This is a genomic window from Mediterraneibacter flintii (genome assembly GCF_055387595.1).
Genome location: NZ_AP031405.1, coordinates 668,220 through 694,862 on the forward strand (window position 1 = coordinate 668,220; position 26,643 = coordinate 694,862).

Annotated in this window: 23 protein-coding genes; 20 read left to right on the forward strand and 3 right to left on the reverse strand. The window is 44.1% G+C overall.

The genetic code is table 11. The features are described 5' to 3' along the window. Window positions 1-30: 30 nt before the first annotated feature. The 12 genes from ACZ5C4_RS03150 to ACZ5C4_RS03205 all read left to right on the forward strand — a co-directional run bounded on the left by ACZ5C4_RS03150 (window position 31) and on the right by ACZ5C4_RS03205 (window position 14,113). A complete protein-coding gene (locus ACZ5C4_RS03150) occupies window positions 31-2,454 on the forward strand; it encodes a glycoside hydrolase family 3 N-terminal domain-containing protein (protein WP_464519758.1) in 2,424 nt (807 codons plus the stop codon). 276 nt (window positions 2,455-2,730) lie between these two features. Further along, window positions 2,731-2,853 (forward strand): hypothetical protein, encoded by a 123-nt coding sequence (locus ACZ5C4_RS03155; RefSeq protein WP_464519759.1) that lies wholly within the window; start codon window positions 2,731-2,733, stop codon window positions 2,851-2,853. A 98-nt stretch (window positions 2,854-2,951) separates the two neighbouring features. Further along, window positions 2,952-4,820 (forward strand): autotransporter outer membrane beta-barrel domain-containing protein, encoded by a 1,869-nt coding sequence (locus tag ACZ5C4_RS03160; RefSeq protein ID WP_464519760.1) that lies wholly within the window; start codon window positions 2,952-2,954, stop codon window positions 4,818-4,820. A gap of 595 nt (window positions 4,821-5,415) precedes the next feature. Further along, window positions 5,416-5,730 (forward strand): hypothetical protein, encoded by a 315-nt coding sequence (locus ACZ5C4_RS03165; RefSeq protein WP_464519761.1) that lies wholly within the window; start codon window positions 5,416-5,418, stop codon window positions 5,728-5,730. Window positions 5,731-5,751: 21 nt separating this feature from the next. Next, complete coding sequence (locus tag ACZ5C4_RS03170; protein WP_464519762.1) at window positions 5,752-7,773, forward strand: V-type ATP synthase subunit I; 2,022 nt, start codon at window positions 5,752-5,754, stop codon at window positions 7,771-7,773. After that, on the forward strand, window positions 7,770-8,258 hold the full coding sequence (locus ACZ5C4_RS03175; RefSeq protein ID WP_186876363.1) for a V-type ATP synthase subunit K: 489 nt from the start codon (window positions 7,770-7,772) through the stop codon (window positions 8,256-8,258). The genes ACZ5C4_RS03170 and ACZ5C4_RS03175 overlap by 4 nt, the downstream gene beginning before the upstream one ends. A 42-nt stretch (window positions 8,259-8,300) precedes the next feature. Beyond that, window positions 8,301-8,894, forward strand: coding sequence for a V-type ATP synthase subunit E (locus tag ACZ5C4_RS03180; protein WP_464519763.1), 594 nt, complete (start codon window positions 8,301-8,303; stop codon window positions 8,892-8,894). A gap of 59 nt (window positions 8,895-8,953) precedes the next feature. Further along, window positions 8,954-9,925: a V0D/AC39 family V-type ATPase subunit gene (locus ACZ5C4_RS03185; protein WP_464519764.1), complete on the forward strand. Its 972-nt coding sequence runs from the start codon at window positions 8,954-8,956 to the stop codon at window positions 9,923-9,925. Beyond that, entirely contained in the window at window positions 9,918-10,238 is a 321-nt protein-coding gene (locus ACZ5C4_RS03190; protein ID WP_464519765.1) for a V-type ATP synthase subunit F, read from the forward strand. The genes ACZ5C4_RS03185 and ACZ5C4_RS03190 overlap by 8 nt, the downstream gene beginning before the upstream one ends. A 35-nt stretch (window positions 10,239-10,273) precedes the next feature. Then, window positions 10,274-12,040: a V-type ATP synthase subunit A gene (locus tag ACZ5C4_RS03195; RefSeq protein WP_464519766.1), complete on the forward strand. Its 1,767-nt coding sequence runs from the start codon at window positions 10,274-10,276 to the stop codon at window positions 12,038-12,040. Then, window positions 12,041-13,414: a V-type ATP synthase subunit B gene (locus ACZ5C4_RS03200; RefSeq protein WP_464519767.1), complete on the forward strand. Its 1,374-nt coding sequence runs from the start codon at window positions 12,041-12,043 to the stop codon at window positions 13,412-13,414. Between the two features lie 39 nt (window positions 13,415-13,453). Further along, window positions 13,454-14,113 (forward strand): V-type ATP synthase subunit D, encoded by a 660-nt coding sequence (locus ACZ5C4_RS03205; RefSeq protein ID WP_186876369.1) that lies wholly within the window; start codon window positions 13,454-13,456, stop codon window positions 14,111-14,113. Window positions 14,114-14,230: 117 nt separating this feature from the next. Here the strand turns inward: ACZ5C4_RS03205 and ACZ5C4_RS03210 are convergent, their stop codons facing one another. The 3 genes from ACZ5C4_RS03210 to ACZ5C4_RS03220 all read right to left on the reverse strand — a co-directional run bounded on the left by ACZ5C4_RS03210 (window position 14,231) and on the right by ACZ5C4_RS03220 (window position 18,464). Next, window positions 14,231-15,967: an ABC transporter ATP-binding protein gene (locus ACZ5C4_RS03210; protein WP_464519768.1), complete on the reverse strand. Its 1,737-nt coding sequence runs from the start codon at window positions 15,965-15,967 to the stop codon at window positions 14,231-14,233. Then, window positions 15,960-17,705 carry an ABC transporter ATP-binding protein gene (locus ACZ5C4_RS03215; RefSeq protein WP_464519769.1) on the reverse strand — a complete coding sequence of 582 codons (1,746 nt, stop codon included), beginning with the start codon at window positions 17,703-17,705 and terminating at the stop codon, window positions 15,960-15,962. The genes ACZ5C4_RS03210 and ACZ5C4_RS03215 overlap by 8 nt, the downstream gene beginning before the upstream one ends. Window positions 17,706-17,819: 114 nt before the next feature. Further along, window positions 17,820-18,464, reverse strand: coding sequence for a TetR/AcrR family transcriptional regulator (locus ACZ5C4_RS03220; RefSeq protein ID WP_464519770.1), 645 nt, complete (start codon window positions 18,462-18,464; stop codon window positions 17,820-17,822). 633 nt (window positions 18,465-19,097) lie between these two features. On the opposite strand from ACZ5C4_RS03220, the gene ACZ5C4_RS03225 reads away from it, so the two are divergent. The 8 genes from ACZ5C4_RS03225 to ACZ5C4_RS03260 all read left to right on the forward strand — a co-directional run bounded on the left by ACZ5C4_RS03225 (window position 19,098) and on the right by ACZ5C4_RS03260 (window position 26,621). After that, window positions 19,098-20,084, forward strand: a complete 987-nt coding sequence (locus tag ACZ5C4_RS03225; RefSeq protein ID WP_464519771.1) for a helix-turn-helix domain-containing protein — start codon at window positions 19,098-19,100, stop codon at window positions 20,082-20,084. 33 nt (window positions 20,085-20,117) lie between these two features. Beyond that, window positions 20,118-20,348, forward strand: coding sequence for a FeoA family protein (locus tag ACZ5C4_RS03230; protein ID WP_464519772.1), 231 nt, complete (start codon window positions 20,118-20,120; stop codon window positions 20,346-20,348). Further along, window positions 20,348-22,372 (forward strand): ferrous iron transport protein B, encoded by a 2,025-nt coding sequence (gene feoB / locus ACZ5C4_RS03235; RefSeq protein ID WP_464519773.1) that lies wholly within the window; start codon window positions 20,348-20,350, stop codon window positions 22,370-22,372. Before ACZ5C4_RS03230 ends, feoB begins: the two co-directional genes overlap by 1 nt. A gap of 43 nt (window positions 22,373-22,415) precedes the next feature. Continuing rightward, entirely contained in the window at window positions 22,416-22,676 is a 261-nt protein-coding gene (locus ACZ5C4_RS03240) for a hypothetical protein (protein ID WP_464519774.1), read from the forward strand. A gap of 195 nt (window positions 22,677-22,871) precedes the next feature. Next, window positions 22,872-23,303, forward strand: a complete 432-nt coding sequence (locus tag ACZ5C4_RS03245) for a DUF5391 family protein (RefSeq protein ID WP_464519775.1) — start codon at window positions 22,872-22,874, stop codon at window positions 23,301-23,303. Between the two features lie 70 nt (window positions 23,304-23,373). After that, window positions 23,374-24,039 carry a TetR/AcrR family transcriptional regulator gene (locus ACZ5C4_RS03250; protein WP_464519776.1) on the forward strand — a complete coding sequence of 222 codons (666 nt, stop codon included), beginning with the start codon at window positions 23,374-23,376 and terminating at the stop codon, window positions 24,037-24,039. A gap of 124 nt (window positions 24,040-24,163) precedes the next feature. Further along, window positions 24,164-25,408 (forward strand): MFS transporter, encoded by a 1,245-nt coding sequence (locus ACZ5C4_RS03255; RefSeq protein WP_464519777.1) that lies wholly within the window; start codon window positions 24,164-24,166, stop codon window positions 25,406-25,408. A gap of 436 nt (window positions 25,409-25,844) precedes the next feature. After that, window positions 25,845-26,621, forward strand: a complete 777-nt coding sequence (locus ACZ5C4_RS03260; protein ID WP_464519778.1) for a DUF3784 domain-containing protein — start codon at window positions 25,845-25,847, stop codon at window positions 26,619-26,621. Window positions 26,622-26,643 lie beyond the last annotated feature (22 nt).

The window sequence follows — 26,643 nt, forward strand, 5'->3', positions numbered from 1 at the left end:
TTAGTGAAGAAAGAAAAGGAGAAAGAAACGATGAATAAATATAAAGATCAGAATCTAAGTCCAAGGGAGCGTGCGGAAGATCTATGCGCTCTTATGAACCTGGAGGAAAAAATCGCACAGTTGTGTGGTTATATGCCATTTGCGCTGCTGGATTCAGAACTTGCCGTAGACCCGCAGAAAGCCGAAGCGATCGCAAAACACGGTCTGGGACGGCTGACACAGTTTGCCGGCATATCCGCAATCGATCCTCGCAAAATCGTAAAAGCCTATAATACGATCCAAAAATACTGTGTGGAACAAACCCGTCTGGGGATTCCTTTTATGACTCAGGCCGAATGCATCAATGGTCTGGTTGCCCCTTATGGGGCTCCTTTCCCCTGTCCTACTGTTGTAGCTTCAACATTTAATCCGGAGATGGCACGGCTCGTAGGAAAGTCCATCGGAGAACAGAATGCGGCCGCTGGAGTCAATATTGGGCTTTTTCCGACTGTCGATCTGTCCAGGGACGCAAGATGGGGGAGGATTACCGAGAACTTCGGTGAAGATGCATATCTAACAGCAGTTATGGCTTCCACTGAGGCAAAAGAGTATCAGAAAAATCCGAAGCTGATGTGTACTGCGAAACATTTTGTCGGATTCGGTCAGGTTATAGAAGGGCAGTACAGCGCAGAAATCATGGTTCCCGAACACACTCTGCGCGAAGACCACGCCTATCCCTGGGAAACGATGTTTCGTGAGTCTGACGTCAGAGGTGTCATGTGTACATACGGTTTATGGAACGGCGTGCCTGCCTCCGTCAGCAAGGAGCTTCTGACAGGGCTTTTAAAAGAAGAACTTGGCTTTCAGGGAAGTGCTATTTGCGATGGCAACTCTATCACCCAGGCTCATGAGTTGAATTATGTCGGAGATAATGTGGCTCACACTGCTGCACTTGCGGTGAAAGCTGGACTAGGCGCAGACACCCCTACGCCGAAGTATTTCCCACATTTGCGTGAAGCGGTTGAACAGGGGTATATTACAGAAGCGGAAATCGACCATCGTGTCGTAGAGATATTGGAGCAAAAGTTCCGCTTAGGATTATTCGAGGCTCCTTACTTCGATGAGAGCAAGGTGTCAGAAACCTTAATCAAAGGGAGGTATGATGAAGACTGTAAAGCGGTCCTCCGCGAAGGCATCACACTGCTCCAGAATAAAGAGCATTTCCTGCCATTAGAAAAAACATCGGATCACATAGCGGTAATCGGGCCGTTTGGAGACAGTTTTAAAGACTTTTTCGGCGGTTATACATTTCCCACATATGCCCGGATGATGTGGGGGATTGTAAAAAAACAGGAAAAAGGAAAAATGCAGGGAGTAACGGATGCAAACGCCATTGGCGACGCTTCCTACGGCGCGACGTTTGGCAACATGTTTAACGGCATGCCCGACGAGTGGCAGAGACGTCTTGTGGATGAAGACTTAAAAGACATCATATGCGACGAAATGTACAACGGGGAAACCATCGTGCAGGCCATAGAACGACAGACCGGGAGAAAACCATCCTTCGCGAAAGGAACAAATTTCAGTTCCGTTCACGAGAGTTATGAAAATGCGTTGAACCTGGCAGGAAACGCAGACATTGTCGTACTGGCTTTAGGAGAAAATGTCGGATGGGGAGAAGATTCTTTAGGTGGTGAAGGAAATACCAGAACTTTCTGCCTTCCGGAAAATCAGGAGAAATTGTTAAAGGAAGTGATTCGGAGAAATGAAAATGTTATTTTAGTACTAATTGCAGGACGCCCTCTTGTTCTGCCGGAGGAAGCGCTACAGGCAAAAGCCATCTTCAATATGTGGATGCCCAGCGCATTTGGCGGCACATGCTTATCAGAAATATTATTCGGCGCTGTGAATCCAAGCGGAAGACTGCCGGTTACTATGCCTCTTTCCTTGAAAAACACCCAGTCTTATTACGCCCAGATTCCGGGAAAACGATCCCCCCAAGGAGATGGTTTTGACGAAGTGCAGCGCTGGCCTTTTGGATATGGACTGTCCTACACAGACTTTGAATATTCCGATTTAAGAATAGATGAAACCACGCCTATCGACGGGAATGTAACTATTTCTGTCAAAGTTACCAATACAGGACATCGAACCGGGAAAGAAGTCTGCGAAGTTTATTTCCAGTTGAAAAACCGCACGGTATCCAGGCCGATCCGGCAGCTTGTTGCTTTTGAAAAGGTAGAACTGGTTCCTGGACAGACTGCGGAAATTAAATTCCATATTCCGGTGGATATTGTAGGATACTACAATATGGATCATATATTCGGAATTGAAAGAGGCCCTGTCGAAATCTACGTAGGCGGAGATTCTGAACATTGTGCTTTACACGGAAAAACAGAAGTGGTTGGCGATTTCCGAACACTTGATTATCACAGGAAACATATTTCACACTCCGAAGTGAGCATAATAAATTAATCCAAAGCCCGGAATATCATTATCCTTCATAAAGCCTCCTTTTGGCAAAGCGTCAAAAGGAGGCTTTTATTTATTGTTTATTGTGCACCGCAAGGCGTACAACATTTAAAAATATCCATCCAGAGGAGTATTTCCTAAATAGATATTTTTTATGCGGTTGTCTTGGCTATGGGGCGGCGAAAATAAGATATTTGAAAACTGGATTTCAGAATTGCATTCATAATATGTTTTTGTTATAATCATTATGTATAAATTTATGGAAAAGGGGATTGACAGATGATTAGAAGTGGAAGCATAATTTTAGCAAGCAAGCAAGCAAGCAAGCAAGCAAGCAAGCAAGCAAGCAAGCAAGCAAGCAAGCAAGCAATAATTTTGCCTCTTTTTATGTTCAGTCTGTAAATTCCTCAAATTTAAAAGGCGTATTCTGCCCATTTTATTATGGGCGGGATGCGCCTTTTTGTATGCGGTGAAAAGACAGAGCAGGAGGTAAAAGAAAGGTGAAACAAAAAGTAAAACAAAAAATAGTTATAATTATGGCAAGCCTGTGCCTTATGATAGGGTTAATGCCGCTGACAGCATATGCAGGAACGAGCTATGGCAATATTCAGGTTACGTCAGATAGTACATGGGGAGATACGATCTCTTATGATGCGGGAAGTAATACGCTTACTCTGACAAACTGTACGTTGACAAATACGAAATCTGTAAATATACCTGCGATTTATGCGCCAAATGGAGATTTGAAGTTGGAATTAGTCGGGACAAACAGTATTACGGCGAATCAGGGAATATTTACAAATGGCAGTTTAACGATTACAGGAGAAGGTAGCCTGAATGTAAACGGAACTACATACGCCCTTTATGGCAGCAAGGGTGTCAGCATCAGCGGCGCAAAGGTTACGGCATCTAATGCAAAAAGTAATGCCGCGCTCCTTGCCGGAAGCGGAGCAGTTTCGGTGACAGACGGAGCAGAAGTAAATGTATCTAATTCAGCGGGGATTGGTATCAGTGGAAGGGACGGCGTCAGCATTGAAAACAGCAAGGTTGTTTCAACGGTTACAGCGGAATCAGGGATTTATGCCGGAATATCTTCCAGCGCGGGCAAAGTAGAAATTACAAACTCATCCGTAGAAAGTTCCAGCGCTTGTGATGCGGGAATTTATGCAGGAAACAGTATCAGTATTAGTGGCAGTACAGTGACAGTCGAAGCTTCATCCTACGGGTATAGTATCGGTACAGAAGGAAATATTTCTATTTCCGGAGGAACTGTGTCAGCAGCCTCAGCAGGCGCTGAAAGTAATGCGATTTATGCCGGAGGCGCCATTGAGATTACTGATAATGCTTCTGTAACAGCAAAGGCAACCAATGAAGGAAGCTATCCGGCAGTGTATGGAACAAGTGGAGTTTCTGTTTCTGGAAGTAGAGTAGAAGCAGAGTCAAAAGGAGACGCTGCTATTTTTTCTCCCGCTACAGTTACACTGAGTAACGGGGCAGATATAATAGCAACAGGGTATTGGCCTGCAATCAAGGGAAACGATTCTGTCGAAATAAGTGGAAGTAAAGTAAACGCTGTTTCAGAAAATGATGTTGCCGTTTACTCAGAGGGGAGCGTCACAATTGGGGACAGTGTTGTAAAAGCGACAGCGCCGCAGGAAACAGAGAGTATTCTGGCAAACGATTCTGTCTCTGTGTCTGATTCCTGGGTAGAAGCTTCCTATGTAGAGGATGGATTGACGGCTGTTTCAGACAGTGTGATTTTCACAGGAAACACAGGAATGGTTACCGGTGATGCAGTCATTCCGGCAGATGTGGAGATTGCCGCAGGAATGAACCTTACAGTTCCAGACGGGACATCCCTTACAATTCCGGCAGATAAAACATTGACCAATCATGGAATTGTTTATGTGGAAGGAACAATTACCCGTAATGGGAATATAGTATGTGACAGTCACAACGGAGGTACGGCAACCTGTGCAAAAAAAGCAGAGTGTGAGTTCTGTGGAACAGGATATGGAGATTTGGATGAGAAAAATCACATCAATCTTATAAAAGTAGAAGAAAAAGCGGCTACACAACTAGAAGAGGGTAACATCGAATATTATTTCTGTGATGGTTGTGGGAGATATTACAAAGATGCGGCAGGAAATGAAGAGATTACTCTTGCAGAGACTGTGATTGAGAAGCTAAAAGGGAATACAGAAGCGAATAAAACAACAAATGATTCTTCTGTACAGAAAGGCAAATCAGACGATAAAGCAATCCCTTCAACAGGAGATAGTGAGAATATGTATATGTGGCTCACATTCGTTTTGATGGCAGGCATTGTGCTGACCGGAACGGAGGTAATCAGAAGAAAACAACGGTAAACGATCCGGCAGGATAGAATGGACAGAGCAAAAAGAACTGTCCCAGCCGGCTTATACAAAGATTTAGAAAGACCATCCCGACTTTTCATGGAAAGTTATGGGATGGTCTTTTTATATAAGCGGCGGCGCGCAAAGTGGACAAGCCCCTCAAGAGTGAGGGGCAGGAGAGTTGAAGTGGGCCTGCCCACTTTGTTTTAGCAGGAGCAGAAGGCGAAAGATATAAGATGATAGAAGAAATAGAAAATATAAAAAGTATATGAATAGTCGAATGAAAATATAGAAAAAGCGGGATACTTGTTAGAATAATAAAAAAATGAATGGAATAGTATGAAACTTATCAAAGAAAATTAGCTGTGGTTATAAATATGTTTTGAACATTCCGACTATTTATTGTATAATAGTTACAACGCTCTGTAAGGGGCGTTTATATTCGTTTATAATAGTGTAGGCACGTGGGATTTTACATGCGTGCTGCCGCATAAACGCGGGAAATATGGGCGTGTCAGGTGGAATTTTTTGTAAACGCCCAGGGAGGATATTTTTACAGATTATTTGACGAATGAAAATAAAGAACAGGGAAGGTGGTGAATCGAGTATGGTGGAAGAGACCATTCAGGCAATCCGCGAGACAGAAAGGCAGGCAGAAGAAATGATAAGAGAGGCAAAGCAGAAAAGCCAGAGTATACTTAAAGAAGCCCAGGAGAATGCCTTACAGTTAAGAGAAGAGAAAATCAAACGCGCGCAAAACGAAGCTTTGGCCGCGCTTGAAAAAGCACAGGATGACGCGGAAAAAGCACATGAAAACGCGAAGAAAAGTGTAGATGAGGAAGTGCTGGCGCTAAAGCAGGCGGCATCCAAAAAGCAGGAAGAAGCAATGCGTCTCATAATTTCACAGTTAGTTTCATCATAGAAGAAAAGGAGGGATAAAATTATGTCGGTATTGCAGATGCAGCGAATCAGTATCTGCGCGTTAAAAAAAGACCGTAAGCCGATTCTGGAAAAATTACAGAGTATGGGTATCATGGAGATAAGCCTGTCTTTAGACGAAGATAAGGATTTTCAGAAGATGGATACTATGAATGCGAGAATGAGCTTTGAAAAAGCGGCTGCCGCGGCAGATCAGGCGCTGGATATTTTAGAGTCTTATGCACCTGTGAAAAAATCCATGCTGTCCGCATTAGAGGGAAAAGCTCTGGTAGAAAAGGCAGTATATCAGAAGGTGACTGACCAGAAGGAAGAGCTTTTGAAAACTGCGAACAGGCTGTATGCTCTGGATAAAGAGAAGGCAGAGTTAAAAGCAAATATTCTAAAGCTTGAAAATCAGATGGAAAGCCTAAAGCCATGGCTTGCTCTGGATGTTCCTATGAACCTGACCGGAACGAAAAAGACGGCGCTGCTGCTTGGAACTATGCCGGGAACGGCGGGGGTGGAAGAGATTTTCCGTATTCTGGCAGAAAAAGCTCCTAAGACAGAAGGGGCAGATGTTCAGATAATCGCATCGGAGCCGGATACAGTATATCTCGCTGTACTTTGTATGAAAACGGATGTACGGGAAGTGGAGGAAGCGCTTAGGAGCGCAGGCTTTGCAAGGCCATCTCAGGTATGGGAAAACCAGCCAGTAAAGGAAAAGGTATATCTGGAAAATCAGATAAAAGAAATAAAAGGCCGGATTTCCGAAATAGAGAAGGAAATTAAGGGAGAGGCTACGATAAGAGAAAAATTGAAAATTCTCAGTGATTATTACAGAGTACGTGCCAAAAAGTACGAAGTTCTGGGCCAGATTCCACAGACCGGAAGGACGTTTGTGATAAGTGGCTATGTGCCGAAGCAAAACGCGCAGGAGGTGGAACAGCTTCTGAACGTAAATTATGACTGTGTGGTAGATGTAGAAGACTTAAAGGATGGGGAAGAAATGCCGATTCTTTTAAAGAATAATCCATTTTCTGCAAGTGTGGAAGGGATTGTGGAGTCCTATGGCCTGCCGCATAAAGGAGAAATCGATCCGACGACGATTATGTCATTTTTCTATGTATTTTTCTTTGGAATGATGCTTTCAGACGCGGCATACGGCGCGATTGTAGCGGCTGCATGCTTTATCGTATTGAAACGTTTTCCGCGTATGGGAGCAGGAATGAAAAAATCTTTAAGACTATTCATGTACTGCGGTATTTCTACCCTTGTCTGGGGAATCCTTTTCGGAGGATATTTCGGGAATATTGTGGATATTGTATCGGAAAAATTCTTTGGACATACTGTGACGGTTCCGGCGTTATGGTTTGTACCGTTAAATGATCCGATGAAGCTTTTGGTATACTCCATGCTGTTTGGAGTGATTCATTTGTTTGTGGGCTTGGGTATCAAAGGCTATATGTGTCTGCGAGATGGAAAAGTTATGGATTTCTTCTGTGACGTTGTGCTTTGGTTTATGCTTTTGGTAGGATTGATTTTGATGCTTCTGCCAAGTGATATTTTTGCATCTATCGCACAGACGCAAATTGTATTTCCGGCAGTAGTGAATACGCTCGCGAAGGTTCTGGCAATAGCAGGAGCTGTGGGAATTGTTCTGATGTCAGGCCGTTCCAGTAAAAATCCGGGGATCCGTATCGCGCTGGGAGCATATGATTTGTATAATGTCACAGGGTGGTTAAGTGACGTGCTTTCTTATTCGCGTTTGCTTGCTTTGGGGTTGGCAACAGGCGTTATCGCATCTGTCATCAATCAGATGGGAAGCATGATGCCGAACAATATTTTTGGAATTATCGGATTTGTTGTGATTTTTATTGTTGGACATTTATTGAACCTCGCAATTAATTTACTCGGTGCATATGTGCACACAAACCGTCTGCAATTTGTAGAATTTTTTGGAAAATTCTACGAAGGCGGGGGCAGGCCGTTTAATCCATTTAAAACAAATACAAAATATACAGATATAAAGGAGGAGACTTTAACATGAGTATTATGAGTGAATTAGGAATCGTATATGCGCTGCTCGGCGCAGCAGTGGCAGTGCTGTTTGCAGGGGCTGGCTCTGCGATTGGAGTTGGAATCGCGGGACAGGCGGCAGCCGGCGTTGTCACAGAGGATCCAAGCAAATTTGCAAAAGTGCTGATCATTCAGCTTCTTCCGGGTACACAGGGACTTTACGGGCTTTTAGTCGGATTTATCACATTGTCTAATATTGGAATTTTAGGTGGAGATATTGCGCAGATCGATGTCAAAACAGGACTTTTGATTTTGGCGGCATGCCTGCCAATCGGCATTGTAGGTCTGCTGTCTGGAATCGCACAGGGAAAGACGGCTGCGGCCTCTATCGGCATTGTTGCAAAGAAACCGGATCAGTTCGGTAAAGCGATGCTGTTTCCTGCAATGGTGGAGACATATGCGATTCTGGCACTTCTGATTTCTTTCCTTGCAGTAAGTGGAATTAAGATTCAGTAAAAAGACGGATGAAAAAGGAACGAAAAAAAGGAGAGCATGAATATGAGTGGATTAGAAAAAATGAAAAGCCAGATATTAGATGAGGCGCGCCACTCAGCGGAAACAGAAATAAAGAAAGCAGAAGAACAAGCGGCAGAAATGCGAAATAGGGCCAAGGCAGATGCGAATGCCGAGGCTGAGAAAATTCTGGAAAAATCGAAAGCAGATGTGGAAAGTTTCCTGGAACGCGCTGCTTCTTCCTGTGATATGTACAGAAAGAAGGCGGTGTTAAAAGCAAAACAGGAAGTTATCCAGGAAGTGCTTCAAAAGGCATATGAAAGAATCCAGAGCCTGGACGCACAGAGTTATTTTGAGATGGTAGAAAAACTGCTGGACAAATATACACTGGCGCAGGAGGGTGAGATTTATTTTTCAAAGGAAGATTTGGAGAGAATGCCGGAAGGATTTGAACAGAAGATTCGTCAGACTGCCGTTTTAAAAGGCGGTGCGCTTACTGTTTCCAAAGAGCCGAGGCAGATAGACGGCGGTTTTATTCTGGTGTATGGCGGGATCGAAGAAAACTGCACAATCAAGGCATTATTTGAAGCGAAAAGAGAGGAATTGTCTGATAAGGTGCATAGCTTATTATTTGCATAAAGCGTAACCTAAGCGCAGTGTTTTTGGACACAGCGTAAAGCGGATAAGGAGGATTAGTCTTGAAAGATTTGGAATATACTTACGCGGTTGCGCGCATACGTGCTTTAGAAGTCTCACTGCTTACCGGAGCTTCCATCGAACAGCTTTTATCCTGTGCGACTTTCGAGCAGTGCCTGCAGTTCTTAAGTGAAAAAGGCTGGGGAGACGCAGGCGGAGAGCTGGATGCGGTTTCTATGCTGAAGCGGGAGGAGGAAAAGACCTGGGAAGTGATTGCCGATGTTGCGCCGGATATGAGTGTGTTTGACGTATTTTCATATCCAAAGTTGTATCATAATTTAAAAGCAGCGATCAAGGAAGTATGTACGGAAGCGAGAAACGAAAATATCTTTTATGAAGACTGCAAAATTCCTGGAAGCGAGATGCTCCATATTGTAGAGAATAAGGAATTTGACAGACTTCCAGGGCAGATGGCACAGACGGCGCGGGAGGCCTATGATACCTTGCTTCATACGCGGGACGGACAGCTATGTGATGTCATTGTAGACAAAGCGGCGTTGGACGCAATTTATGAGGCAGGAAAGAATGCTTCCGACAAGATTATTCGGCAGTATGCGGATGCTACAGTTGCAATTTCAGATATAAAAATTGCAGTGCGTGCACAGAAAACAGGGAAAAGTGCGGAATTTATGCGGCGTGCTCTTGCACCGTGCGACAGTATCAGTGTAGAACAGCTTATGAAAGCCGCGCTTAGCGGTATGGATGCAATACGGGATTATCTGGCAGGCACGACATATGCAGAAGGTGCACTGGCATTAGAGGAATCTCCGTCAGCATTTGAGCGCTGGTGTGACAACCGTATGATAGAAACAATGAAATCCCAGAAATACGAGGCATTTTCTGTGGGGCCTTTGGCAGCATATCTGATTGCCAGGGAAAATGAAATAAAGACAGTTCGGATTATACTGACAGGAAAACAAAATGATTTTCCAGAAGATGCAATCCGAGAAAGGATAAGGGAGATGTATGTATAAGATTGCGGTAATCGGCGATTATGACAGTATTTACGGCTTTGCGACACTGGGTCTTAGCATATGTCCTGTTAAGAACCGCGAAGAGACAAAGGAAAAGTTAAACCAGCTCGCGTCAGGAAAATATGGAATCATCTATATTACCGAGGCCGCAGCAGCCGGATTGAAAGAAGAAATCGAAAAATATCAAGAGCAGGTCATGCCTGCGATCATCCAGATACCGGGCGTGTCGGGAAATACCGGCGCCGGGGTGGAAGGAGTGAAAAAGACCGTAGAACAGGCGGTCGGATCGGACATTTTGTTCGGTAACGAGTAAACTAGGAAGAATTGAATGAAGGAGGCAAAAGCCCAATGAGTACAGGCACAATTAAAAAAGTCGCAGGGCCTCTTGTTATTGCAGAGGGGATGCGCGACGCGAATATGTTTGACGTGGTTCGTGTCAGTAATCAGAGACTGATTGGCGAAATCATAGAGATACATGGCGACGAGGCTTCCATTCAGGTATATGAGGAGACTTCTGGCTTAGGGCCGGGAGAACCTGTAGAATCTATGGAGGTGCCAATGTCCGTAGAACTGGGGCCAGGCCTGATTACCAGTATCTACGATGGAATCCAGCGTCCGCTGGACGACATTATGAAGATTTCAGGAAATAGTTTAAAAAGAGGTGTAGAAGTTCCCTCACTGAAAAGAGATCGGAAATGGGAGTTTGTACCTGTTGTACAGGCAGGAGATAAGGTGGAATCTGGCGATGTTATCGGCACCGTACAGGAAACCATCGTTGTACAGCAAAAAATTATGGTTCCTTATGGTATTGAGGGAACAATTAAGGAAATCAAAGCCGGAGAATTTACAGTAGAAGAGACGGTGGCTGTCGTTGAGACCAAAGACGGAGAGAAAGAACTGACTCTTATGCAGAGATGGCCGGTTCGGCGCGGACGCCCTTACAAGAAAAAGCTTCCGCCAGAGATGCCATTGATTACAGGACAACGCGTGGTAGATACCTTTTTCCCAATCGCAAAAGGCGGTGTGGCAGCAGTTCCGGGCCCATTCGGAAGTGGAAAAACAGTCATCCAGCATCAGCTTGCGAAATGGGCGGAGGCAGACATTGTTGTCTATATCGGATGCGGAGAGCGCGGAAATGAGATGACAGACGTTCTGAATGAATTTCCAGAGCTAAAGGATCCAAAAACAGGACAGTCTCTTATGCAGAGGACAGTTCTGATTGCCAATACATCAGATATGCCCGTTGCGGCTCGTGAGGCGTCTATTTATACCGGAATTACAATCGCGGAGTATTTCCGCGATATGGGGTATTCTGTTGCGCTGATGGCAGACTCTACCTCCAGATGGGCGGAAGCTCTTCGTGAGATGTCCGGACGTCTGGAAGAAATGCCAGGTGAGGAGGGTTATCCGGCTTATCTGGGAAGTCGTCTGGCACAGTTTTATGAAAGAGCAGGACATGTCATTTCACTTGGAAAAGAAGGCAGAGAGGGAGCGCTTTCCGTAATCGGGGCTGTTTCTCCGCCGGGAGGAGATATTTCGGAGCCGGTTTCTCAGGCGACACTGCGTATTGTAAAGGTATTCTGGGGATTAGACTCCAACCTTGCATATAAGAGACATTTCCCTGCAATTAACTGGCTGAACAGCTATTCTTTGTATTTGGATGACATGGAGAAATGGTTCAATGCAAACGTGGCAGAAGGCTGGATGAAGAACAGGCAAAAGATGATGACGCTTTTACAGGAAGAAGCAGAGCTGGAAGAAATTGTAAAGATGGTTGGTATGGACGCTCTTTCTCCGGGCGACAGACTGAAAATGGAAGCAGCGCGCTCTATTCGTGAAGACTTCCTGCACCAGAATTCTTTCCATGAGATTGATACCTATACTTCATTGAAGAAACAATATATGATGATGAATCTGGTAACTGCCTTCTATGACAGAGCAGTGGAAGCGCTGGCGGAGGGAGCTTCTCTTGAAAAGCTTATCGCGATGCCGGCAAGAGAGCAGATAGGACGTTTTAAATACGTGACAGAAGATGCTCTGGATACAGAGTATAAAAAAGTAGATGAAGAATTAAGTGTAGAGATTGCGAATGCACTGGTAAAGGAGGACCGCTAAATGCCAAAAGAGTATAGAACCATACAGGAAGTAGCCGGCCCGCTTATGCTGGTGCGGGGCGTAGAAAATGTCACATATGATGAGCTGGGAGAGATTGAACTGGCAAGCGGGGAGACACGCCGCTGTAAAGTATTGGAAATCAACGGAAGTGACGCACTGGTACAGCTGTTTGAAAGCTCAACAGGAATCAATTTGTCAAACAGTAAAGTACGTTTTCTTGGGCGCAGCATGGAACTGGGTGTGTCGGAGGATATGCTGGGACGCGTCTTTGACGGTCTGGGACGTCCGATTGATGACGGACCGGACATTTTGCCGGACGCGCGTATGGACATCAATGGACTGCCAATGAATCCGGCAGCGCGCAGCTATCCGGAGGAGTTTATTCAGACAGGTGTTTCTGCGATCGACGGATTAAATACACTTGTCCGCGGACAGAAGCTTCCTATTTTCTCTGCCTCTGGTCTGCCGCACGCACAGCTTGCAGCGCAGATTGCGAGACAGGCAAAAGTACTGGGAAATGATGAGAACTTTGCCGTTGTATTCGCGGCGATGGGAATCACTTTCGAGGAATCGAATTATTTTATCGAGAGCTTCAAGGAAACCGGAGCGATTGACAGGACGGTACTGTTTGTAAATCTGGCAAATGATCCGGCGATCGAACGTATCGCGACGCCCAAAATGGCGTTGACGGCGGCGGAGTATCTTGCCTTTGAAAAAGAAATGCATGTACTTGTTATTCTGACAGATATTACAAACTATGCAGATGCACTGCGCGAAGTATCCGCAGCACGTAAAGAGGTTCCAGGACGCCGCGGATATCCGGGATATATGTACACAGACCTTGCCTCTATCTATGAGAGAGCAGGACGGCAGAGAGGGAAGAAGGGAAGCATCACAATGATTCCGATTCTTACCATGCCGGAGGATGACAAGACACATCCAATCCCTGATTTGACAGGATATATTACAGAAGGGCAGATTATCTTAAGCCGCGACCTTTACAGAAAGGGAATCGCACCGCCGATCGACGTACTTCCGTCACTGTCCCGTCTAAAAGACAAGGGAATTGGAGAAGGAAAGACACGTGCCGATCATTCCAATACAATGAACCAGTTATTTGCCGCGTACGCGCGTGGAAAAGATGCCAAAGAGCTGATGGTTATCTTAGGAGAAGCGGCGCTGACAGAAATCGATCTGATGTATGCAAGATTTGCAGATGCGTTTGAAGAAAAATATGTATCGCAAGGTTACATGGCAGACCGCAGTATTGAAGAGACCTTAGACATAGGCTGGGAGCTGCTTCGTATGCTTCCGCGCACAGAATTAAAGCGTATCGACGATAAATTCCTGGATGCGTTTTACGATAAACAGTAAAATGTATCAGAATACAGCATACAAGGAGGTGAGCGTAAGTTGGCATCAACACAGGTAAATCCTACCCGTATGGAATTGACAAGACTGAAAAAGAAACGGATAACTGCAATACGGGGACATAAACTTTTAAAAGATAAACGGGATGAGCTTATGCGCCAGTATCTGGATTTAGTTCGGGAGAATATGGAAGTCCGCAAAAAGGTAGAGGCAGGTATCCTGTCTGCGAATAAAAATTTCGTTATCGCAAAAGCCGGTATGTCGGAAGCGGCACTTCATACAGCGTTGATGGCGCCGAAACAGGAAATAAATCTTTCGCCTGGCGAAAAGAATGTAATGAGTGTAAATATTCCGACCTTTACGTATCAGACAAGGACGGCGGATGAGAACGATATTTATTCCTATGGATTTGCTTTTACATCCAGTGATCTGGACGGAGCAGTGAAGTCTCTGGCTGATATTCTGCCGGATATGATACGGCTTGCAGAGTGCGAGAAAGCATGCCAGCTGATGGCGGCGGAGATTGAAAAGACAAGAAGGCGGGTAAATGCGCTGGAACATGTTATTATTCCAGAAACAGAGAAGAATATCAAATATATTACAATGAAGCTGGACGAAAATGAAAGAAGTACGCAGATTCGTTTGATGAAAGTAAAAGATATGATGTTGGAAGAAGCACATCATTATAGCGAGAAGGCGTGAAATAGAAGAAGTGAACCGATTCTGAGAGGAAACGGCTCACTTCTTCTATTTATGGGCATGACTTTGTTGTGCTGCGTGAGTACAAGGGGCTTGTTATACAAAAAGAAAATGTTATATTCATATCTTCATTTTCCAGCCAACGGCTTCTTTTCGTTTTCCTACGAAATCTGCATAGAGCCCTTCCTGCGTTATAAGTTCTTTGTGTGTGCCCTTCTGGACGATTCTGCCGTCATCAATGACAAGAATCTGATCGGCATTTTTGACAGTCTTTAATCTATGAGCAATCATAAGGATTGTTTTGTTGCGTGTCAGTTCTTCGATAGCTGTCTGCAGGCGGTCTTCATTTTCTGGATCTACATTTGCAGTTGCTTCATCAAAAATGATAATGGGGGCATCCTTTAGGATTGCTCTGGCAATAGAGATTCTTTGCTTTTCACCGCCGGACAAAGAGGCGCCGCCTTCCCCAATGACAGTCTGGTAGCCGTCGGGAAGAGCCTCTATAAAATCATGGCAGCATGCCTTTTTCGCGGCGATTACGACTTCCTCATGGGTAGCTGTGGGAGCGCCGAACTTAATATTATTCTCAATTGTGTCTGCAAAAAGATAGACATTTTGAAAAACCATACTGATCTGGGACATCAGAGACTCCAGTGTATACTCTTTTACATCATGTCCTCCAATCTTTACAGCCCCTTCGTCTACATCCCAAAATCTTGCAATGAGACTGCAAAGTGTGGTCTTTCCGGAACCGGAGGGCCCGATAATGGCAGTGGTGGTCTTTTCTGGCATTGTGATAGAGATATTGTGCAGGATTTCTTTTTTATCATAAGAAAAGTTTACATGTTCAAACATAATCGTATGATCAGGAGGGACGATCGACTTTCCCTTGCTGTCCATCTCCGGAATATCGTCTACCTGGTTCGCATGATCGATAGAGCTGCTGGCGACGCGCAGAATTGACATGCCGCTTCCTGCAGACTCGATCTGTGCGAATACGAGGAAAGAAATAATGATTGTCATTAAAGCATCTGCAGGCTGCATACTTCCTTCTTGATAGAACCAGATACCAGCGACCATTAAAAGGACACTGAAAACTTGAAGCGTAATGCCCTGTGCCACTGTATAGGGAGTAAATAATTTCTCGATATCCAGGTTACTTTTTCGGTTATACTCCAATGCTTCGCGGACTCTTTTATCTCCTCTGCCGGTTAAATTGAAGGATTTGATAACACTCATACCCTGTATTTGCTCTAATACTGCTTCTACTAATTGGGCTTCAGACTCCTGTCGTTTGGGAGCTACAGAAGCGGACTTCTTTTCCATTTTGGAAGTAATAATCAGGTATAAAAATGTTCCTGCTATAACAAGAAGTCCAATACGCCAGTCAAACAGAAGTATAAGCAGAGTAAATACAATTGCGTTGATAAATCCGGTCAAGATCTTTACCAGTACCATAGGAGCAGTATTTTCTACATCATCCAGTACGGTAGTTGTGATACCGGTAATCTGCCCCAGGCTCTTTTCGTTGAAATACCCCATAGGAACTGTCTTTAATTTGTTACCGATATAAATCCTTTTATTTGCTGACATAAAATAACCGGCGTGGGTTTGCTCAAGCTGTGCAAAATAGTTCATACATGCTCTGCCTGCGATACTCACAAGCAAAAGGCAAAGAGAAAGAACAGCAGCCTCCTTTGAACGGCTTTTTTCTGTCAGTGCAAGAACGATATAATAAATTGCAGCAATCTGCAGCATATGAAAAACGGCATGAAAAAATCCTACGATAATCGACTTATTGATTTCCTTTCGTTCTGTACCTGCAAAAGTCCAGATTTTTACTAATGCATCAATCATTTGTCTCACCATCCTTTGCTCCAATGTGCGCCTGCCACATAGAAAAATACAGAGGGCAGTTTTTACATAATTGTTCGTGGGTTCCAGAAGATTCTATCCGCCCGTTTTGTACAACGAAAATTTGATCCGCATCTGTAATTGTAGAAAGACGGTGGGCGATTACAATTACGGTTTTGCCTTTGACAAGTCTTGCGACTGCTTTCTGGATAACGGCCTCATTTTCTGGATCTATATAGGCCGTTGCCTCGTCTAAAATGACAACAGGAGCATTCTTTAACATTGCCCGCGCAATCGCTATTCGCTGGCGTTCTCCTCCTGAGAGATGGGCGCCGCCACCGCCGACTTTTGTGTCATAGCCGCTTTCTAATTTCTGTATGAACCCGTCACATCCGGCTGCTTTGGCGGCTGCCTCCACCTCCATGTCTGTTGCGGCAGGGTTTCCCATTCGGATATTTTCCCGAACCGTTTCATCAAAAAGATAATTGTCTTGAGAAACAAAAGCAACGGCATTGTAGAGCTGTGGAAGAGGAATTTCGTTTAAATCGTGTCCGCTTAGAGTGATACGTCCCTTTTTTACATCCCAAAATCCGGCAATTAGTTTGGCGATTGTAGATTTTCCACTGCCGCTTGGACCTACAAATGCCGCCATGCTTCCCGCGGGAATTGTAAGGCTTACATCATGCAGGACTTCCTCTCCTTCATGGTATCCAAATGAGACATGTTCTACCCGAATTTCTGTGTGTTCGATTGACACAGGATGAATACCATGAAGCTGTTCCTCCCCTTCTAAGATCGAATCCACAGAACCTACAATGGTTCCCACTCTGGCAAGACTGTCAACGAAATCCATTGCCGCCAGAAGAGGGCCGGTAATACCAAGAGAGAGGATGACGGAGGTGATAAACGTACTGGTCTCAAGGCTGCCGTTTAAATATAAAAGCCAGCCGACAGGCAGAACAGTGATCAGGGTAGTAGGCAGGACAGAGCGCGACACAGAAACAGGAAGCTGGCAGCTTTTCATCCAATGGTAAAAGTAAGAAGCATTTGCTGTGACGCTGTCTGCAAAACGGGCATAGGAATGTTCTCCCTGGTTGAAAGCCTTAATGACCTCGATTCCTTGGACATATTCTACAATTGCAGAGTTCATGTGCTGTGTAGCTTTGACAGAGCCCTCGTATTTTGATGCATAATCCTTCATAGCAAAGCTCATAAAAAACATGCCCACAGGCAAAGAAACTAAAGAGAGCAGTGCTATTCTCCAATCCAGCAACAAAAGATAAATAAAAATCAGTACAGGCGCTAAAATATTGGAAGTCATTTCTGGAAGGAGATGTGCCAGCGGACGTTCCATACTTTCCACCTGATCTACAATAATCTGCTTTAGCTGTCCGCTGGAAGTATCTAATATTGTGCCGAGAGGCATTTTAGGCAATTTTTTGAGTATGCGTTCCCGTATATCCTTTAAAATTGAAAAAGTCGCATTGTGTGAGAGGGAAAGCGCTTTTGCATAGAGGACAGAACGAAGTATGTATCCGGCAAGCCCGAAGATACACCAGATGAGATAAAGTAAAAAGTCTGTCTCGTCCCTAAGTAGTGCAATAATAATATTGGCAGCGGAAAAGTAAGGAAACATACCGCATATAACACCGACACAGGCAAATAAAATAGAAAGCTTTAATTTTCCATGCTGTTTTTTGGCGAGTTCCCACAGACGCAGCATGGGACTCTTCTTTTTCATAGCGAAACCTCCTTTGGTTAGAAAAAACTAACTTGATAGTTTAAAGAAGGACTGTCTGAGATTGGCAGACAGCCTTACTGATGCTGTTCTTCCTTAAGAATTACACAAAAATTTTTATGTGGGAGAATATAGTTCATATTTTTCTGGGGAGAATATGGTGTCAAATCCTGCCATATGATATTTGGATAACATATTCATATAACGCAGGGCATCTGCTTTGTCCATGTTATGGCGGATCACCTCAAAAACACCTGTGAAATAAGCTGAAGTAACGATATGGATAAAATCTTCTGTCACCATGCCAGACTTGACAGATTCGCAGCCGATTGCCTCCATATATTTGTAGGTGGAGGCGACTTCCATTTCGACCAGCTCATCCAGAAAATTTTGGAACCGAGTGCCATATGAGGCATCTAAGAGAAGCTGGAATTCTTCAAAGTGCTCATACATAAAGTCCAGAACCTCTTTCATTCCTTTGCCAGAATATTCCGGCATCAGATCTTCCTTTTGTTCATCTCCGATTTGTTCAAACCGGTCTAAGACAGAAAGAAAAAGAAGCTTCATTTCTTCCACGACAGGCTCTACGATTGCTTGAAACAATCCCTCTTTATCTTTAAAACGGGTATAAATAGAGCCGGTACTAGTACCTGCTTCCTGTGCAATAACGCGGAGGGAAGCATCTTTGAAACCATTTTTTAAAAATTCTTTTTTGGCGCAGGCATACACCCTTTCATATACGCCTTCGATTTGCTTTGCCATATTCATCTCCATTCTAATCTTTCGTATCTTCATATCGATTGGAAAGATTCATAACACTGTTTCGAAACACTGTTATGAATATATACCTAAATGACAGATTTGTCAAGAGTAAAAAATAATATTGTTACCTTACAGGATTCGGGTGTCAAAAGGTAACTTATTTAAATTCTCTTGTCAATTTTCACAAAAAGTAACTTTTCAGACTCCGGTGCGCGGAGCATTCCGCTGAACCTCTTAATACGAAAATCACGTCAGCAAAGGCTTCCGTGATTTTTGAGTTTCATCTCCATCGCGCATAAAGTCGTCTGGCAAGTTATCTTTTTGTGAAAATTACCGGAAGCATTTGCAAAAGTTACCTTTTGACACCCGAATCCTTACAGAAAAAACATACCTTATCGGGCGAAGCCCGTCCTCCCGAAGGGAATGAGTTACGGTGTGCCCTTTAGGGTATACCTTATCGGGCGAAGTACGTCGTCTTGAAGGGAATAAGTTGCGGTGTGTCCTTTAGGGCATGGTTCTTTAAAAAGATGTCGGATGGAGCGAAAAAAGCTATACGGAGTAGATGAAAGCATAAAAGTATGATATTCTTTGAAAAAAGTTAGTTATAACTAACATGAAGGGGAAGGAGAGACGGTGAGACAATATATTGAAAATGCGGAATATGTGACGAATTACTGCGTCGAAGAAAGCTTTATTTCTCCGCAGGTGAGGAAAATCGAGATCAAGCTGGACGAAAAAATAGGCGAAATATATCTGACAGAAATATATCAGGGTGTATTAATTTGGGTGAATGATTTTTATGTGAAAAAATTCTGGATGAGAAAGACAGAAGAAAATCGATATTTGAAACTAAATTATGGCCTGGAAGGCAGATGTGAGGTTCCGCTTCCGGACAGCCGGTATGTATACGTAGGAAGAGGCGATTTAAGTGTTGACATGAATCCTGCCTCTGGATGGATGGTGTCGCCTGCTTCCAGATATGAGGGACTGGAGATTGTGATTGATTTAAATGCGGTCAGAGACGGAGCGTTATCTAACTGGAAGGAATATGGGATTGATGTAGCAGAACTGGCAGATTATCTTCAGAAAAGGAATGGAAGCTGGCTGGGAAAGACAGATATACAATGGGAGGCAGCAGCGCGGAAACTGGCCGAACACCTGAAAAGCGGCAAAGGAGAGACTGCGGATTTTCGGTTCTGTACATTGCAGCTGTTCTATCTCATGGGAAAGATGTTACAAAGAGAAAAAGGCTGTGTAAAAAGCTATCTGACGAAGGGACAAAGAGAGATGGTGCTGCGGATAGAAAAACAACTGTCAGAACATCTGGAAAATTCTTTTTCTATTGAAGAACTGGCACAGATGGAAGGAATCAGCGCCAGCTCTTTGAAGAAATATTTCCGGATGATGTATGAAAAACCTATTTCGGTATATACAAGAGAGTTGAAAATGAAACGGGCGATGGAGCTTTTGCAGCAGACAAAAAGAAGTATTTCCGATATTGCAATGGAAGTAGGCTATGCAAATCCGGGAAAATTTGGCAGTGCGTTCCGCCGATATACAAAGGTGACGCCGCTGGAATACCGACGCTTGAATAAAACTGAAGTACAGATACCAAAATAGAGGTGAGAATTTAGGAAAGGAAGGAAAGAATACATGAAGAAGCTAACACAGGCAGAAAGCGGAGAGAAAGGAATTATTGCAAAGGTAGAAGGAGATACCCGGTTTTTAAGCCGGATCACATCTATAGGGCTTACACCGGGAAGCCCCGTTACCGTTATCTTAAACGAGAAGAAACGCCCCTTGCTGATATACAGCAGGGACACAATGATTGCTTTAAATAGGGAAGAGTGCGGTAAGATTCAGATACAGGGAGGGAGAGAATAATGAAACAAAACAGGGAATCCGTAATTGCGCTGTTGGGGCAGCCGAATTCAGGAAAATCTACGCTGTTTAACGGGCTGACCGGAATGCGTCAGCATGTGGGAAACTGGCCGGGGAAGACAGTAGAAAAAAAGGAAGGGTATTTTACATATGACGGACTGCAGTATACAGTAGTTGACTTGCCGGGTTCATATAGTCTCTCGGCAAATTCGGAAGAAGAGGTGATTACAAGAGAATATATTGCTTCCGGGAAAGCAGACGCAGTGTGTATTCTGGCGGACGCCTCTCAGCTTGGGAGAAGCCTTTTTATGCTGGCGGATTATGCGGGCATTCAGATTCCTGCATTTCTTGTGCTCAATATGATAGATATTGCAGAAGAACAAGGAAAGACCATAGATGTTAAGGAACTGGAGAAAAGACTTGGGATTCCGGTTCTGCCATTTTCTGCTACGGATAAAAAGGGGTATGGAAGATTTTACCAGGTACTTAAGAAAGTGCTAAAAGATCGGACATTGGTAAATACAGAAGAATTAAAAGATCAGTTTGGACAGATTGAAAAATTCAAGGATATTTATGAGATACTTCCGAAAGAAGAGAAGCTATATTCTGCCGTATGGACTGCGGCGAAGCTGATAGAAAATGATGCGCCTGCAAAGCTTTATATAAAAGAGCATATGGCTGGAGAAGAAAAGGGAGAATTAGAAAAGCTGCTAAGTGAAATAAAAGACGGAGCGCTTTTGACTGGAGAAAAGAAGTTTGCCTGGATAGACTGGGTGCTATCCGGAATAGTAGGAGGAAGAAAGAATTCTCCTGTGTTAGGAAAATTTGACCGTCTGGCTACAGGAAAACGCTGGGGAAAACCGCTGGCAGTGCTGATTATCCTGCTTGGGCTGGTGGCGTCCTTTATCCCGGCGGCGCCGTTTATGCTTGCCAGTGCACTGATTCCTATGTTTATAACTCCGGCGCTGACGTCGCTTTTGTCGGCAGCTGGAGCTTCGCCGGTTATTGTGGGGCTGGTATGTGACGTAGGTGTAAATACGCTGTATTTTGCAATTTCCATGATCGGATTCGTGTTTGGAATTACATTTGTATTTGGACTGTTAGAAGAAGTAGGGTATATGGCCCGTATCTCTTATGTATTTGACGGGACTATGTCGAGAGTCGGGCTACAGGGCAAAGCAGTGATGCCGTTTCTTGTAAGCTTTGGATGTACAATCGGCGGAGCCGCAGGCACAAGAGTGATTGACAGCTGGGGACAGAGGATTTTGACGATCGCTTTGGCATGGGCAGTGCCGTGTGCCGCTACATGGGCGATTGTGCCGGTGATTGCGAGTGTATTTTTTGGAGCAGGAGCGCCCCTTGTGATTGTTATCATTTTTGGTGTTGCAGTGCTGCATATGTGGCTTACCTCAAAAGTATTCGGGAAAAGGCTTGTAAAAGAGGAGGAACGTACCGGACTGATTATGGAACTTCCTCCATATCACAAACCGAAGTGGGGAAGCCTTCTGCGCTATGTCTTTGGAAGGACGAAAGACATTCTTCTGCGTGCGCTGAAGGTGATTTTTCTAATCTCTCTCGTGTTTTGGATGCTCTCTTATTCAGGAGACGGGGCGGTAGAAAATAGTATCATATATAGGATCGGAACGTTTATAGAACCAGTGACCAGATTTTTCGGATTGGGCTGGCAGACTTTCCTTGCATTTATTTCGTCTGCTATCAGTAAAGAAGCTGCTCTGGGAGTTTTGAGTTCGCTCTATGCAGGTACGGGAACAATTTTTGCTTCTACAGTAGGAAGTGCAGGTCAGGCTGCGAATATAGGGGAGATTTTGACGGCAAATATAGCGCCGGCAGAGGCGCTTGCATTTATATTTGCTGTTACCTTTAATATTCCTTGCGTTGTGGCGGTTGCTTCTACCTATCAGGAAACACATTCTGCAAAGTGGACTCTGCGGATTGCCTTGTATTATCTGGGAATGGCGCTCCTGCTTTCGTTCCTTGTATATCATATTGCGGTTCTGATTTTCTAACAGAAGGAAGCATGTAGAAATAAAAAAGAAAGAGGTGTCAGATATGACAGAACTGCTGGAATTGCTAAAAGAAGGACGGACATGGACAACAGTAGGGTTAGCTGAAAGGCTGCATACAGACTGGGAGGACGTTCAGCGAAAACTGGAATTTTTGGAACAGGCCGGATACATAAAGCAAAGTACAGTATGTTACGGCAGTTGTAAAGGCTGTTCGGCACAGTGTGGGAGTACGGAATGCCTAAGCGGCATGCCGGTATTCTGGGAAATAAAAGAAAACAGGCGTGATGCCAATATCCAGTTATGACATGCAGGGTGTAATGAAATGACAAGAAAATGTATATGGGAAGAAAAAAATATATACTGAAAACCATACCCTAAAGGGCACACCGTAACTTACTTCCTTTGGGAGGGCGGGTTTTGCCCGACAAGGGATAAAAGCTATCGGTACGGTATGTTAAAAACAGTACCATAGCAGAATATAGAAGGAGGTTTTGAGTATATGGAGCAGACGAAAACAGATAAATCTATGAAAAGACGAGTGATTGTGTGGACAATTACCAGTTTGGCAGTATTGGTAACCCTGCTGGTGGAGGTCACCTTGACCCCTCTTGCACAGAGAGGAAATGGAACTCGTTTTTTAAGTACAGGAATGTGGTACAATTTGATATGGGTGGGCAGTATGTATGTAATTCCCGTAAGTTTATATATTTTAGGGATAAAATCTATGCGGTATGTGCTGGCAGGAGTAGTAGGGTTCTGGATAATTCCTGTTCCTGTGATAGGTATCATAGGGGCAGGAGCCTGGTATTGGTACCTGGTGAGAGAAGAAATATTTTATGCGAGTCTGCTCATTATGAGTATTCTGTCACTGTGTGCACTGGCAGTAAATATAGGATGGTTTATTGCTTGTTTTGGAAAGCGGGGAAAGTAACGCTTGACATACATACTATTGGTATGTATAATAAACATACCGTTAGTATGTAAATCAATGAGGAGGAAGCATGGCAAGAAATAAATATCCAGAAGAGACAAAGAATCTGATCATAGATACAGCTTCTAAACTGTTTATTGAAAATGGATACGAACACACCTCGATCCAGGATATTATCGAGCATCTGGGCGGATTGAGCAAAGGCGCAATTTATCATCATTTCAAATCGAAAGAGGAGATTATGATGGCAGTGGCAGAAAAGTTGTATTCGAATTCTAGTGCCCAGATGTATAAAATACGGGAGAGGAAGGATCTAAATGGACGGCAGAAGCTAGAAGAGGTATTTCGTATCTCTATCTTTGCAATGGAACAGAAAAATATGTTTTCTGCCGCGCCGGATATGATGAAAAATCCACAGCTTTTAGTAATTTTTCTAAAAGATGTAGTGCAGAAAGAAGCGGCACAGTTCTTTACAGAATTATTAGAAGAAGGGGTTGCAGACGGTTCTGTATCTCTAGAGTATCCAAAGGAGACTGCGGAGGTTCTTATGCTTTTAGGAAATGTCTGGATGAATCCTATGATATATGGATGTTCCCCGCAAGAGATGATTGGGAAAGCAAAATTTTACCAACATCTTTTGAAGCTTCTGAATCTGGATAATATTGTGTCGGACAGCATGATTTCCCGTTTGGAGGAATTTGCTGATATTTATCAGAAAACCCAGAAGGAAGGTTGAAATATAGGTGTGCACCCATGCATAAAGGAGTATATGACAGTATAGAAGGTCCGCGAACGGACTTTCTCTTTTACAAATATACATACCGACGGTTGGTATTATAATTATAAAGGAGGAAATACGAATGGAGAAGAATAAAGGATTTTCAAGAGACTTTTGGTTGGTTGTAGCAGGGCAGATTATTTCCTTATTTGGAAATGCGGTAATGCGATTTGCCCTTCCGCTTCATCTTTTAGATGTTACAGGCTCAGCGGCGGCGCTTGGTATTGTATCTGGATTTGCCTTTCTTCCGCTGGCAGTGATGGCTCCGCTTGGAGGAATTATCGCAGATAGAATAAACAAACGAAACATTATGGTTTTTTTGGATTTCTTTACTTGTGGGCTTACACTGCTGTTTCTGGCAGCTTACGGGAAGATTAGTTTACTCGGTCTGATTCTGGCCACCTTGTTTTTGCTATATGGAATATCCGGTGCTTATCAGCCGTCTGTGCAGGCGAGCGTTCCGCTGCTGGTAGACAGAGAGAAAATAATGCCGGCGAATGCGGCGATAAATATGGTGTCCTCCTTATCAGGTATGGCCGGGCCGGCGCTTGGCGGAATAGCCTATGCAAAATGGGGAATCCTTCCGGTAATGGCGGCTGCGTCTGTTTGCTTCTTTCTGTCTGCGGTGATGGAAATATTTATACGGATACCATTTGCCAGGAGGAGAAGAAGCCGGTCGTTGTTAAGAGAAGCAATCGAAGATATGAGAGGCGGCATCCGTTATATTACAAAGGAAAAACCGGAAATAGGGAAGCTGACAATCTGTTGTGCGGGAGTAAATATGGTCTTGTCGGCTCTTCTTATTATCGGGCTTCCCGTAGTAGTCATGCAGGTACTGGACTTTACAGAGGATACGGCATCTAAAATGTATGGATTCTTGCAGGGGATTCTGGCGGTCGGAGGACTTGCCGGAGGAATGGCAGCAGGCGTATGCAGTAAAAAGCTGAAGCTTCCAGGCAGCTGGAAAATTCTTTTGGGCTGTGCAGGACTGCTGCTTCCTATGGGGATAGCGGTATGTTTATCTGGCATGCCCTATGGCGCATATGGAATGATAGCGGTGGCAGGGATGGGAATTATGGCGGCCTCCTCCCTGTATGTAATTCAGATCATGTCTTATATCCAGATGACAGTACCAGACGAGATGATAGGGAAAGTCATTGCCTGGGTGATTGCAGTTTCAACCTGTGCACAACCCTTAGGACAGGTGGTGTACGGCTTACTTTTTGAATGGTTGAAGGAATCGGTATATATTATCTTTGGAACAGCAGCGGTAGTTTCAGCGGGAATCGCATATTATGCGAAACAGTTCAGCCCGCGCCATTCGTAAAACCGCACTGCGTGCTTATTGTGGCTGCCACCACCGTTTTACTCATTGATGGGCGCTTAAGCTCATACAGATGTACGCTCGCAAAAACATGCAGGCATGTTTTATGCTTCCTGCACACTGTATGGCTGTCTGTTACGGAAATATTCGCAGAAACTGAAAGAGTAATGCAGACAGATGGCAGGAGTGGTATAATAAGTATATCTATTTACGGGAATAGGTTTTTCTGTCTGAGGAGGGGAAATTTGCCTGTCATATAAATCGTATACCCAAAAGACATCCCTTAACTTATTCCCTTTGGGACGGCGGGCTTCGCCCGATAAGATTACGAGATAGAAACGGAGGTAAAATAATATGTTAGAATTTCGGTATGATACACAGCTTTTAATTGAAGGAGAAGACCTGGAAAGACAGTCCAAAGGTTTGAAGGGATAGACATATGAGGTGGATAGAGTGGGGAATTGCTGTTTTATTTCTTATTTTGACAGTCGTATTTCTTTCTGGAAAAGGCGCGTTTCTAATTGCCGGATATAACACTGCGAGTTCAAAGGAGAAACAGCGGTATGATCGCAAAAAATTGTGTCGTGTGGTAGGGGCAGGGATGGCAGTTGTTACGGCGACCATATTTTGCACGTTGGCCATGGGAGAAAATATGCCTGCCTGGATGCCGGACGTCTTTCTTGCCATAACGCTTGTAACTGCTGTGGTTCTTTTGATTCTGTGTAATACTGTGTGCAGAGTCAGAGAAGAAGTTTCAGAAAGGAAGGAAAGCCAGGAGAGGATCCTGCAAGAAGAGAAGTCGGGAGAAACACAGAAAAAATGGGGGATAAGAGGATCCGTTATTTTTACAGCTGTGATTTGTGTATTTGTAGGAGTACTGCTGGTTACAGGAGATATAGAGATTTCAGTGACACGAGAACAGATCGACATTGCAGGCTCCTACTGGAGCGATTATACAGTAGAGGTAGGAGATATTCTTTCTGTTTCTTATACAGAGGACTTGGAGACAGGGAAAAGGACAGGCGGATTTGGCAGCTTTAAGCTGGCAGAAGGAAACTTTAAAAACAGTGAATTTGGCTCCTATAAGCTGTATGCATATACAGGGTGTGACAGTTATGTTGTCATGGAAACGGCAGACAAGATGGTTGTAGTAAATTGTGATACGAAAGAAAAGACAAAAGAACTATACGAAAAAATAAAGGCGGCGGTGTACTAGTAAGGTGCACCGCCTCATTTTT